The sequence below is a fragment of the Pantoea rwandensis genome (assembly GCF_002095475.1).
Taxonomy (GTDB): domain Bacteria; phylum Pseudomonadota; class Gammaproteobacteria; order Enterobacterales; family Enterobacteriaceae; genus Pantoea; species Pantoea rwandensis.
The window spans coordinates 1-12,668 of the sequence record NZ_MLFR01000032.1 but is presented as its reverse complement, the minus strand read 5'-3'; the positions used below and the strand labels follow the sequence as shown (position 1 = coordinate 12,668).

9 protein-coding genes, 1 tRNA gene and 1 pseudogene are annotated in these 12,668 nt (G+C 53.9%); 1 reads left to right on the top strand and 10 read right to left on the bottom strand.

The features are described from left to right. Positions 1-94: 94 nt before the first annotated feature. From HA51_RS22515 to HA51_RS22495, 5 genes are all read right to left on the bottom strand, one after another. Positions 95-781 carry a GntR family transcriptional regulator gene (locus HA51_RS22515; protein ID WP_084937047.1) on the bottom strand — a complete coding sequence of 229 codons (687 nt, stop codon included), beginning with the start codon at positions 779-781 and terminating at the stop codon, positions 95-97. 98 nt (positions 782-879) lie between these two features. Next, complete coding sequence (locus HA51_RS22510; RefSeq protein ID WP_084937044.1) at positions 880-2,340, bottom strand: mannitol dehydrogenase family protein; 1,461 nt, start codon at positions 2,338-2,340, stop codon at positions 880-882. 52 nt (positions 2,341-2,392) lie between these two features. Then, complete coding sequence (locus HA51_RS22505) at positions 2,393-3,676, bottom strand: MFS transporter (RefSeq protein ID WP_084937040.1); 1,284 nt, start codon at positions 3,674-3,676, stop codon at positions 2,393-2,395. Between the two features lie 80 nt (positions 3,677-3,756). After that, positions 3,757-4,767, bottom strand: coding sequence for a Zn-dependent oxidoreductase (locus HA51_RS22500; RefSeq protein WP_084937037.1), 1,011 nt, complete (start codon positions 4,765-4,767; stop codon positions 3,757-3,759). Positions 4,768-5,002: 235 nt separating this feature from the next. Continuing rightward, positions 5,003-5,078, bottom strand: a tRNA-Asn gene (locus HA51_RS22495). A 308-nt stretch (positions 5,079-5,386) separates the two neighbouring features. Between HA51_RS22495 and HA51_RS22490 the strand changes: the two genes are divergently transcribed. Next, positions 5,387-6,508 (top strand): Gfo/Idh/MocA family protein, encoded by a 1,122-nt coding sequence (locus tag HA51_RS22490; RefSeq protein WP_084937034.1) that lies wholly within the window; start codon positions 5,387-5,389, stop codon positions 6,506-6,508. Between the two features lie 479 nt (positions 6,509-6,987). Here HA51_RS22490 and yegS read toward each other — a convergent pair whose 3' ends face one another. The 5 genes and pseudogenes from yegS to mdtD form a co-directional block, all read right to left on the bottom strand. Continuing rightward, positions 6,988-7,887 carry a lipid kinase YegS gene (gene yegS / locus HA51_RS22480; protein ID WP_084937029.1) on the bottom strand — a complete coding sequence of 300 codons (900 nt, stop codon included), beginning with the start codon at positions 7,885-7,887 and terminating at the stop codon, positions 6,988-6,990. Between the two features lie 232 nt (positions 7,888-8,119). After that, complete coding sequence (gene trhP / locus HA51_RS22475) at positions 8,120-9,487, bottom strand: prephenate-dependent tRNA uridine(34) hydroxylase TrhP (protein ID WP_084937026.1); 1,368 nt, start codon at positions 9,485-9,487, stop codon at positions 8,120-8,122. A gap of 138 nt (positions 9,488-9,625) precedes the next feature. After that, entirely contained in the window at positions 9,626-10,333 is a 708-nt protein-coding gene (gene baeR / locus HA51_RS22470; RefSeq protein ID WP_084937023.1) for an envelope stress response regulator BaeR, read from the bottom strand. A gap of 3 nt (positions 10,334-10,336) precedes the next feature. After that, positions 10,337-11,728 (bottom strand): envelope stress sensor histidine kinase BaeS, encoded by a 1,392-nt coding sequence (gene baeS, locus HA51_RS22465; protein ID WP_084937020.1) that lies wholly within the window; start codon positions 11,726-11,728, stop codon positions 10,337-10,339. Continuing rightward, positions 11,725-12,668 (bottom strand): annotated as a pseudogene (mdtD, locus tag HA51_RS22460) (multidrug transporter subunit MdtD); the annotation flags it as partial. The pseudogene mdtD and the gene baeS, both read right to left, overlap by 4 nt.

The following is a 12,668-nucleotide window of genomic DNA, read 5'->3' as shown; positions in this document are numbered from 1 at the left end:
TGCGCTGTGCGCTCGCGAACTGCCTGCGTCGCCGACGGTTTAATATCTGCAGCTGTAAAGGGTTGAACCTCCGCGAATGAAACAGCGTAAAAAACTAAGGTGCTTCAAACCACTCGCTGTTGCGCTCGGCAATCGGCGTGATAGTGAGAATCATCTCTTGCAGATGGCGACGCATCGCGGTTTCAGCGCCCTCAACATCATGCGCTTTCAACGCGTGGTAAATATCTTCATGCTGCTGAATCAAGCTTTCTGGCGGTGACACTTCGCTCAACGTCAGGAAGCGAACGCGGTCCATCGTGGCTTTGATATTCTCCACCGTTTCCCACGCCAGCAAGCAATCTATACCTTCCGCTATCAGCCGATGGAACTCATCATCCAGGGTTAAAAATGCCTGGCTGTCGTGTCGTTCTGCGGCTAAACGCTGCAGCTGCAAATTATGTTCCAGCGCCATCAATCCAGTTGGGCCAATTTCCTGCGCCGCGCGGCGTACCACGGCAATCTCTACCGCTTCACGGATAAAACGACCGTCTGCCACCCGTTGAGCGGAAATCTTGCGTACAAAAGTGCCGCGCTGCGGCAGCACCTGCACCAGACCGGCTTCTGCCAGTTTGATAAAGGCTTCGCGTACCGGTTGGCGTGACACATTGAAACGCGCGGACACTTCCTTTTCCGACAGCAACGAGCCCGGATGAATGGCGCAGGTCACGATATCTTTGCGCAGATAGCGGTAGATCTGCTGATTTACGGGTTCGCTGGTGGTTATGGTATAGGCAATCGACATGCAGCAATATCCGTATTACGGCTGGCCTACGCCAGCCCGATGAGAAAGGTTCAGTCTAATCAGCACGCTGCATCTGCGCTACACATTTGTGAAGGCACTTATGCCTGCGTCACAAGGGCTTGCACAGTCGCGCGAGCACCTTGTGCGTTTAGCTGTTTATAAAGCTCAGTGACGCGCGAGACAAAGGCAGTTTGATAGCGTAAATCGTCGCCAAATACAGCCTGTAAACGCAGTAATGCCTCTACGCGCTGCGCTCCCTCATCACTGTGCGCCACAATGCTGGCGAGCTGATCTTTGAGCGGATCGCGAATCTCAATGGTCTGACCCTGTTCATCCACGCCGCTGACGTAACGCATCCAGGCCGCCACGCCAAGCATGAGATAATCACAGGATGTGCCGTTACGCAGATGCCAGCGCACGCTGTCCAGCAGTCGCTGCGGCAACTTTTGCGTGCCGTCAGTGGCGATCTGATAGGTGCGATGCTTAATGGCGCGGTTTTCATAGCGCGCAATGAGTGAATCGGCATAGGCTTCCAGATCCACGCCTTGAGTGCGCAGGGTAGGGGCCTGATCCTGTAGCATCAATGCGCGTGCTGCCGTGCGGAAGTTGCTATCAGCCATGCAATCGCTGATGTGCTCATAACCCGCTAGGAAGCCAAGGTAGGCGAGGAACGAGTGGCTACCATTAAGCATACGCAGCTTCATCTCTTCGAACGGCAGCACATCGCTGACCAGTTCGGCCCCGGCATTTTCCCAAGCGGGGCGGCCATTCACGAAGTTATCCTCAATGACCCATTGGAAGAAGGGTTCCGCTTCCACGGCAACCGGATCGCTGCTGCCGAGGCGGGCTTCTAATGCATCAAAGGCGGCATCCGTCATGGCGGGGACGATGCGGTCGACCATCGTGGAAGGGAAGGTGATGTGCGTTTGAATATAGTCCGCGAGATTATGGCTATGCTGTTCTGCCAGTTGCGTGATGACATTACGCGTGACATGGCCGTTTTCTGGCATGTTGTCGCAGGACATCACGCTGAAAGGAGGCAGATTGCGTTCACGACGGCGGATAATGGCAGCGAGAATCAGACCCGGCAAAGAGCGCGGCTGCGTCGGGTTTTCAAGGTCATGCACAATATCGGGATGGTCCGGGTTGAGTTTGCCGCTCGAAGGCATGTAGCAATAGCCTTTTTCGGTCACGGTCATGGAGACTATCGCCACGTCAGGCTGGCTCATCGCTTCGATCACGGCATCAATACCGTCACCTTTACCGTGCAACGCTTGTGTGACTACGCCAATGACACGCGTGTTCAGACTGTCATCGGCCATCTCGGTCAACGTGTAGAGTAAGTCTTGCTGACGCAGCGCTTGGATTAAAGCACCGCTGTTGAGATTGACTTCACAGTATCCCCAGTCGCTGCCCTGTGCGGCCAGTTTATCGCTGGCAAGTGCCTGATGTGCACGGTGAAAGGCACCAAAGCCGATATGCACCATGCGGGTTTTTAACTGGCTACGATCGTAAGCGGGGCATTGTACGTCGGCGGGAAGGCGGTCAAGCGCTAACATAGTTATTCCTTATCGCGAATGGGGCGTCAGCCGCCCCATCAGAATCAAACGATTAAACGGCGACGGGCTTATCCGTGGTTTTCGGTTCGCGGATCACAAACAGAACCAACATCGCACCGATTCCTGCAACGGCGCCAGCAAGAATGAAGGCACTGTCAAATTTACCGGTATTTTGTACGATAAAACCGGTGACAATCGGGCCAATGACGCCCGACAAGCTGCCAATCAAATGGATGAATCCACTGATGCTGCCTACACGGCTTTTGTGCACCACATCTTGAACGATAGCCCAGTAGATTGCGCCGGTGATGTAGAGGAAGAAGATGGAGATCGACATCATGATCACCGCCGAATTAACCTCTTTTATCGTACCGGCCAACGCCACACAAATAGCCGCAGCCAGCAGTGAGACCACCAGCACGATTTTGCGGGATAACAGCAACTTGCCAGTGATATTGAAGATCTTATCTGAAATCCATCCACCTAATGCCAAGCCCACAAATCCGACAATCCACGGAATCATGGTGGTGATGCTCATGGCTTTAATATCGAGGCCGTGTGCCTGCACCAGGTAAGCCGGGAACCAGCTCAGGAAGAAAAACAGAATATAGTTGTAGCAGAAGAAAGCGAAAGCCGTGACCAGGATAATGGGCTGACGCAGGTAGTAACCCATGCCGTGGGCTTTACCTGTCGGATCGATCACATCAGCAGGCTCTTCCGCTTTGAGTTTTTCTACCAGTGCACGCTCTTCAGGTGATACTTTTTTGCTGCGGGCTGGATTATCAGCGGCAAAGAAGAACCACAGTGCCAGCCAGACGAAACCAATGGCGCAAATCACTAAGAAAGCGGGACGCCAACCAAAGGACAGCGCCAGATAACCGACAATCGGGCCTGCTACTGCGCCGCCCAAAGGGGAACCGGCGCTGAGTAAGCCCATGGCGGTGGCCGCCTGTTTTTTCGGGAACCAGCCATTAATTGCTTTGTTCGCCGAGGCGCAAATCGGACCTTCTGCCATACCGAACAGCACGCGCAGAATCATCATTGACCAGAAACCGGTGGCCAATGCGGTCATACCGCAAAACAGCGACCACATACCCACAGCGGTGCCTAATACGATGGTTGGGCCGAATTTATCGGTCGCGAGGCCACCAATAAAGTTGAACAGGGCATAGCCGAAGAAGAAGCTGCCGAAAATCATGCCGAACTGCTCGGCGTTGATCATCAGGTCTTTCTCCACCAGCGGCACGGTCAGCGAGAGGGCGATACGATCGAGGTAATTGATCATATAAACCAGGAACAACAGCAGTACGAGGGTCCAGCGCAGGTTCTTTAACATAGAAACTCCGTCATAGCTTTTATAGTAATAGTGACCGGCGGGTACGCACCGGTTTAAGGACACCTGGTGTGAAGATTAACTTAACCCATGTGTAGAATTACTTTGCAGCAGGTGCGCGGGTCTTTTTCAAACAAGGTCATCGCGCGTTCAATTTCGGCTAACGGGAAATAATGCGTGACCAGCTTCTCGGGCTGAATCAGACCTTTTTCCATCCATTCGATCACTTGCGGGAAGCGGTTGCTGTTAAGACGCGAAGTGAACAGCGACAGCTCTTTGCTGGTTAACGCCTGCTGCGTAATGCTGCACGGTTCGCCAGAAAATCCCAGCAGGCCAATACGCGCGGCCGGTGAGGCGAGGGCAGCGGACTCGGCGAGAATGGAAGGATGGCAGGCGGCATCGATGATTAACGTCGGTTGTACACCTTCCAACTGGGCGGCCAACGGAATGTCGCTGTTATTGAATACCCGATCTGCGCCATTATCCTGTGCCAGCGCCAATCGTTCAGGCAGACGGTCAACCACCAAAACCTGTTCAACCCCATATACCCCTTTCAACACTTGAATGGCGGTTAAGCCCATCGGACCTGCGCCGTAAATCAGCGCGATGTCGTTGGGTTGTGGCTTAAGGAAGGCGGTGATGTTCGCCGCGATGGTGAACGGTTCTACCAGGCTGGCGAGTTTGTCGGGAATGGAAGCGGGCAGAGTAAACGCGTTTTTAGCTGGAGCCACGGCAAATTCACTGAAACCGCCGTCACGGTGTACGCCAATAACCTGGAGTTCTTTACAGACGTTAGGGCGACCGATGGAGCAAGGATAGCAGTGACCGCAGCTGACAACCGGATCAACCGCGACGCGCTCGCCCACGCGGCTGGCATCCACGCCGTCCCCTACTGCATCAATCAGGCCAAAGAACTCATGACCAATCACGCGCGGGTATTTAGCGAAGGGATTGTGGCCGTGCCAGATATGCACATCAGAGCCGCAGATGCTGGCAAACTGTACTTTGACACGCACTTCGCCGGCGGCTGGAGCCGGTAGCGGGCGGTCCGCCAAAACCAATTCACCGGGTTGTTCAATCACGACACTTTTCATCTTTAACTCCTGACCGGATGCACGTTTAAAACGCGGTCCTGCATTAACGGGAAAGCAATGATGAAAAAATACGCCTTCAAATACTACCATACAAGTCGGCGTTTAAGAGTTGTGAAGAGAGTCACACGACGTGAAGGGTAAGGGGGAAAAGCGAAAGGGTTAAGTTATGGACAGCGTAATGGGGTAAATCGCAGGCATAAAAAAAGCAGCCTAAAGGCTGCTCTTTTTAAGAATTTGGCTCCTCTGACTGGACTCGAACCAGTGACATACGGATTAACAGTCCGCCGTTCTACCGACTGAACTACAGAGGAATCGTTTGGAACGGGGCGCATAGTAACGAGCAGGCTCTTGCTTGTCAAAGCCCTTTTTCACATTTCTTTCTGATTGATTAATAAAGCGTCAATTGCTGCGCTGAGTAGGCTGCGAGTCACTTGTTCACGCTCTGTTGAAGGCTATTTTGTGATTCAAATCACAAACTATATGCAAGATTACATTCTCATTTGTCGATTTTGTCAGATACCTCGCATGCATGATCACAGATATTTCATTTCGTCGTTGTCGGACAAAAAAGTGAAACATATATTCCAGAACAATTACCACCCACAACTCCAGGTGCAGCATGAACAAAGTCAGAATCGGTATGATCGGAAGTGGTTACATTGGTCGTTGTCACGCGATTGCCTATGCGCAGGCACCCACGGTATTTGCCCTGAAGGGTGAAATCGTGCGTGAGATGCTGGCTGAGGTTACCCCTGAACTGGCGGCGAAGCAGGCTGCGACTTTCGGTTTTGCGCGCTCAACGGGAGACTGGCGCGAGCTGGTACGCGACTCCAATATTGATGTCGTCGATATCTGCGCCCCCAACTTCCTGCATAAAGAGATGGCGCTGGAAGCGATTCGTCATGGCAAGCACGTTTATTCGGAGAAACCGCTCTCCTTATCCGTAGCCGATGCCGAAGAGATGGTGCAGGCCGCACAGCAGGCAGGTGTCAAAACGCTGGTCGGCTTCAACTATATGAAAAACCCCACCAGCCAGCTGGCGCGTGAAATCATTGCGCGTGGAGAGATTGGTGAAGTGGTGCACTTCTACGGCACCCATAACGAAGATTACTTGGCTCGCCCGGAAACCCCGCTTGACTGGCACTGCCAGACCGCGCTGGCCGGTTTAGGTGCGTTAGGCGATCTGGCGGCGCATATTGTCAATATGGCGCACTATTTGGTGGGCGATATCGAAGAAGTCAGCGGCGACATGATGACGGTGATCAAGCAGCGTCCCGATCCAAAAGATCATTCACGTCTGTTGCTCGTAGAAAATGAAGATCAGGCCAGCGCGCTGCTGCGCTTTAAAAACGGCGCTCACGGCGTATTTGAAACCTCACGTATCGCCTGCGGCAGCAAAATGGGCCTGACTTACGTAGTCACCGGCACCAAAGGTTCGCTGCGCTACAGCCAAGAGCGGATGGCCGAACTGGAATTGTATATTCACGATGAACCCGCTGGACGTCAGGGTTTCAAAACCATTCTGACTGGCCCGGCCCATCCGGATTACGCTAATTTCTGCGTATCGGCGGGTCACGGCATTGGTTTCAACGATCAGAAAACCGTCGAGATCCGTGACTTGATCAACGGTATTGCAGCCGGCGATCGTATGTGGCCCGATTTTGCCGAAGGCTTGCAGGTGCAGAAAGTATTGGAAGCCGTAGCGGTGTCCGCAGTCGAGCGCCGCTGGATGAAGGTGTAGCGGTAACGCGCTTCTTGCCGCACGCACGTCAGTTGATGAGCAGGTTGGGCCCGCTTTTAGGCTTACAGGCGAAAGCTAAACCAGCCAATTAACCACAATGTTTAAACCGGCACACTTCTTGCCGCGCGCACGCAAGCTAATCAGCAGGCTGTGGCCGCTTTGGGGCTGGCATTTCGCAGCGCTGAACGGAATGAGGAAGCCAGGAGAGCCAGCATGGATGCTGGCGAAAGGCGCAGCCGGGACAGGGAAAGTCCCGTCTGCGCCGGTCCGTCAGGCTGACGAGTGAAGTGAGGGTACCGCGTTAGCGGCGCGAGGACAGCCAGCCCCAAAGCGGCCTCAGACTGCGTCATAACCAGCAGCCCTAAGCTGCTTCAACCAGCGTCATAACCAGCAGCCTTAAGCTGCTTCAACCAGCGTCATAACCAGTAGTTCTAAGCCGACTCAACCAGCATCATCACCAGCAACCGAACTAACAAGCATTACGCCAGCAGCGGGCACTGCGGCGGCAAGCGGCAACTCAATGCGCCTGGCATCACTACAATCTCAAATTCACTGCCGGTCAGCGGCTCACCATCCAGATTAAACGTCATCTCGTGCGGCGAGTGAATCTTCAACGACTGCAACTGCGCACTAACGATATTCGGGTTCTCATCATCACGCGTCAATGAATGCAGCAGCGTCGGCAACAGCTCCTGCGCGGTCACAATGCTCAGATTAAGCTGACCATCATTAATCAGCGCATCCGGGCACAGTTTCTGCCCGCCACCCGCCTGGCGCCCATTGCCAATGCCGATCACCAGCGCATCACCTTGCCAGTTAAAGCCTGGACCGCTGATTTCGCAGCTGTCGGGTTTCAGCGCATCGACACGCATTAAACCGTGAATAAAATACGACACGCCGCCTAACGCTGACTTTAGCTTCTCAGGCGTTTCGGTCGTAATGCGGGTGCCAAAGCCACCGGTTGCCATATTGATGAAATAGCGATCACCATTAACGCGCGCCAAATCGATCGCGCTGGCTTTACCTAACACCGCAAGACGCAACGCTGGTTCCATCTCCGGCGGAATACCCACGCTGGTGGCAAAATCATTGGCTGTACCCAGCGGTAAAATACCCAATACCGGACGATTTTCCGCTGAGATAGCGGCCAACGCTGTAGCAATCTCATTAATCGTGCCATCGCCACCGCCCACCACCACGGTTTCTGCCTGCAAATCCACCGCTTCCTGCACGTAGCGTTCACCGTCACCTTTTTCCCAGGTCACGCGTACCGCCAGATTAAAACCTTCATCACGCAGCGTGTTGACTGCCGCACGCAAATCTTCATTGCCAGCGCCTTTCCCATTAAGGATCAGCAGAGTGAGCGGTTTGTTTTGCATAATCAGTTCCTTGACGCGAAATACGATGCAGTGGTTATAGCATAGCTGTGCAGGGAACTTTATCGGCGGGAGATGAAAAAAAGAAAACCCGCACGGGGGAGCCGGGCGGGTGAATGAGGTGGTTCCTGGTACTACCTGCTGTTTGTTGTTACTCGTTAGCAGCAGGCGCGATTCTAAAGCGAGGCGCAGCGGCGGTCTGTGATCCTGTTCTAACTTCGCTGCATTCTTTTCATTATGTGCGTTTTTTTCCGTGCGGATCGTAAGTCGTGTTACCGTCGGTAAAGTTACGCAGCAGCAGTGCATAGGCAAGATCCACAACTTCTGGCACGGGGATCCATACGCGATGCCCATCACCCGGTGCGACATCCACCGCTGCACCTTTATCATTTTGCATGCTTTCCAGCGTGCAGTTAAGGTTACCTTCTGGCGTCATGATCTCGACGGTATCCCCCAGTAAGAACTTATTCTTCACCGCAACCTGCGCCCAGTCACCCCGTCGTTCACCGGTGAATTCACCAACAAACTGCTGGCGCTCAGAAACAGAAAAACCGTACTCATAATTCTGATAGCTGTCGTGTGTGTGGCGACGTAAAAAACCTTCGGTATAGCCGCGATGCGCCAGACCTTCGAGCGTTTCCAGCAACATTGGGTCAAAAGGTTTGCCAGCTACCGCATCATCAATGGCGCGGCGATACACCTGTGCGGTTCGGGCACAGTAATAAAACGATTTGGTACGTCCTTCAATTTTCAGCGAATGCACGCCCATCTGCGTCAGACGTTCGACGTGTGCCACCGCACGCAGATCTTTGGAGTTCATGATGTAAGTGCCATGTTCATCTTCAAACGCACTCATCACCTCACCGGGCATCATCTTCTCTTCCAGCAGGAAAACCCGATCGGTGGTTTCGCCGATGCCGAGCGTGGGTTCTTGCACCTCAACCGGCTGATGGAAGCCGACGATATTGCCCATCTCGTCCTGCTGGCCTTCTTCCACCTTATATTCCCAGCGGCAGGCGTTGGTGCAGGTCCCCTGATTCGGATCGCGCTTATTGAGATAACCGGAAAGTAAACAGCGCCCCGAGTAGGCCATGCACAACGCGCCGTGGACAAAGATTTCAATCTCCATCTCCGGCACTTGCTGGCGGATCTCTGCGATCTCGTCCAGCGAGAGTTCACGCGACAGAATCACGCGAGTCAGTCCCATTTGCTGCCAGAATTTTACGGTCGCCCAGTTCACCGCGTTGGCCTGAACCGACAGGTGAATTGGCATCTCGGGGAAGGCTTCGCGCACCAACATAATCAGGCCCGGATCGGACATGATCAGCGCATCGGGCTGCATGGCGAGCACCGGTGTCAGGTCGCGAATAAAGGTTTTCAGCTTGGCGTTATGTGGCGCAATGTTCACCACCACATAGAACTTTTTGCCCAGTTGGTGGGCTTCTTCTATCCCTTTAGCCAGCACTTCATGGGTAAATTCATTGTTGCGCACGCGCAGACTGTAGCGCGGTTGACCGGCATACACGGCGTCAGCGCCATAGGCGAAGGCATAGCGCATATTCTTCAGCGATCCCGCTGGAGAAAGGAGTTCGGGTTTAAACATGGGGGATTTCTCACTGATGTCAGGTCAGCATGCCATCGCGGATGGCAGGTGCAGTGACCGCGCCTGGCGGCCCTGCAAAAGGTGGGGAATTGTAGGCAGACCCGCACCCTAACTAATTGACCTGGATCAATGAAAGGGCTACAGCAAGCGGCAGACGTCGGCTTCCCAGCGATAACCCATACCGTACACGGCGCGAATAAAGGGTTGATCGGCGTCCAGATTCTCCAGCTTGCGTCGCAGATTCTTAATGTGACTATCGATAGTACGGTCTGTCACCACGCGATAATCATCATAAAGATGGTTCAATAGTTGTTCACGGGAAAAGACTTTGCCCGGTTCCAACGCCAGGGTTTTCAGCAGACGAAACTCTGCCGGTGTCAGTTCCAGATGCTGCTCACGCCAGCTGGCTTGAAAACGGCCTTCGTCAATCAACAGATGTGAGGCGAGCTGCGCCTCTTCTGGCGATCGTTTCACGCGACGCAGGATGGTTTTCACTCGCGCCACCACCTCACGTGGGCTAAAAGGCTTACAAATATAGTCATCAGCACCAATCTCCAGCCCCAGCAGGCGATCGATTTCTTCGATACGCGCGGTGACCATAATGATCGGTAATTCAGAGAAGCGGCGGATTTCGCGGCACAGCGTCAAACCATCACGGCCGGGCAGCATCAAATCCAGCAGCATTAAGTCAGGTGGCGACTGCTGTACGTAACTCAGCACCTCATTGCCATCGGCAATGTGATGGGTGCGGTAGTTTGACGCTTGCAGATAATCAATCATCAGCTGCGCCAGCTTAGGTTCGTCTTCAACAACAAGGATCAGGGGATCGTGAATATCCGGGCTCATAATTTATTTCTGGTGAGGAACATAGGGCAAGTTTAGCGTGATTTGCAGTCCACCTAAATCAGAGTGATCCGCAGAAATGCTACCGCTATGCGCTTCAACGATATTTTTACAGATAGCCAACCCCAATCCAGAGCCACCGCTGGCACGATTGCGCGAACTTTCAGCGCGGAAAAAACGCTCAAAAAGGTGTGCCTGATGTTGTGCATCAACACCTGGTGCGCTGTCGGCAAAGCGCAACTGCCAGCCCTCATTGATCTGCAGCAGGCTAAGACGCACTTCACCGCCCGCATCGGTATAGCGCAGGCTGTTCTCCAGTAGGTTAGTGAACAGCTGCATCAGGCGGTCCGGATCGCCAAAGCTCTCTGCCTTGGCGGGTAATTCCAGCGTGAGCATCAGCTCGCGGCTGCGATAGCGTTCACCAAAGCTGCCCGCCACCACTTCCAGTAAATTCACTAAATCCACGGGCTGTTTACGATAGGCGAGGGCACCTGCATCAGAGAGCGAGAGCTGATGCAGGTCATCAACCAGCTTGGTCAATACCACCACTTCGCTCTGCAATGAGGTGATAGCTTCCGGCGTCATCTTGCGAACACCGTCCTGCATCGCCTCCAGCTCCCCACGCATGATGGCAAGCGGGGTTCGAAGCTCATGGGAGATATCGGCCATGAAGGCGCGGCGGTTACTCTCGTTCTTCTCCAGTGAGCTGGCCAGTTGGTTAAAATCTCGCGCCAGTTGGCCGATTTCATCGCTACTGCCGACTTCCACCCGCGTGGCAAATTTACCGGCGGCAAGTTCGTGGGTGCCATCCACTAGCCGTTTAACGGGCGCTAATAAACCGCGTGCAAGCAACCAGGTCACAAGCGCGGCGAGCAAGGTCGTTAAGGCGACAATCATCCAACTGGTCTGACGCTGTTGCAGGTCGAAATTAATATCGGTACTGCGCGTCAGGCGTTCGGCAGGCGAGGCAATCACCCAGCCCACGACTTTACCCGTGCTGGTGGTGATGTTGCGCCGGGGGCCTTCCGGAGGGACCTCGGAGCGTGGCCCAGACAGCACTTTGTATTGCTGGTCGATAATCCAGAACTGCGTACGCCAGCCATGAGGGGGAAGTTGGTTACTGCTGCCGGGATTTTGCTCCATTGAGCGCAAAATAGTGAATATCAGCCGATCGTTATTACGCAAAAAATCCCAATTGCCGTGTTGCTCGTACTGATCGGCCAGTGCATCGCTCAGCAGTGTCAGGCGCTGCTCATTGCCTTTTTTGATGTAATCAACAAAGCCATGCTCGAAGCTCAGACGCACACCCCAGTGCATGGTGATGATCACCAGCATGCAAGTGGAAAAAATCGCCATAAAAAGCTTGGCGCCAATGCCGAGTTTGACCGGCTGTTTCATCCTTTGCTCCTGCCTCTGAGATCCACGTTTTTACTCACATCTTTGGGTACCCGCCAGAATACTAATGCAGGTAGGACAATCACCAAGCCATGCACAGGTAGGTATAAATAAAGGTTTGGTGGGCGGCGGCGCTGTTCGTAACGGCACCGTGGGCGAACGACCCCAACAACAAGCCTGCGACAGTGACGCCAATACTCATCGACAGCTGCATGATCATCGAGAGTAAACTGTTGCCGCTCGATGCCAAATCATCCGGCAACTCTTTCAGCGTTAAGGTGTTCATTGAGGAGAAGCGGATGGCATTGACCATGCCTTGCAACAGCAGAACCACCGGCAGCATCCATACCCAGCCAAGCAGCGCCACCGCCGGGAACAGCAACACCACCAGCGCCAGCGCGATAGTCGCCCCGACCAGCGCATTGCGATAACCAAACAGATTAACGATGCGCACCACCACACGTTTGGTGCCCATATTGCCGAGCACCATAGGAATCATCATTAAACCGGCATGGAACGGGCTGTAGCCAAGCCCGACCTGAAGAAAGATCGGCGTCATAAAGGGCAGCATGCCGCTACCAATGCGGCCGGTAAAACTGCCCAGCAGGCCTATTGAATAGATACGATTGTCGAACAGCTTCAGGCTGAACAGCGCATTATCATTGTGGCGACCGTGTATCAGATAAAACAGCAGCGAAAATACGCCGACCAGAATCAGCGCGCCGAGCAGCAGGGGCGAACCACCGGTACTGCGTTCGCCATCCAGTGCCAGCGTCAAGGTTGCCATGCCCACCGCCAGTAGCACAAAGCCCAAGAAGTCGAAGCGTCGGGTTTGCATGGTGTAGTTCGGCATCAACGTTAGCGTGGCAATCGCGCCGATGATGCCGACCGGGATGTTAATCAGGAAGATCCAGTGCCAGCTGGCGTACTGCACCAAGATTCC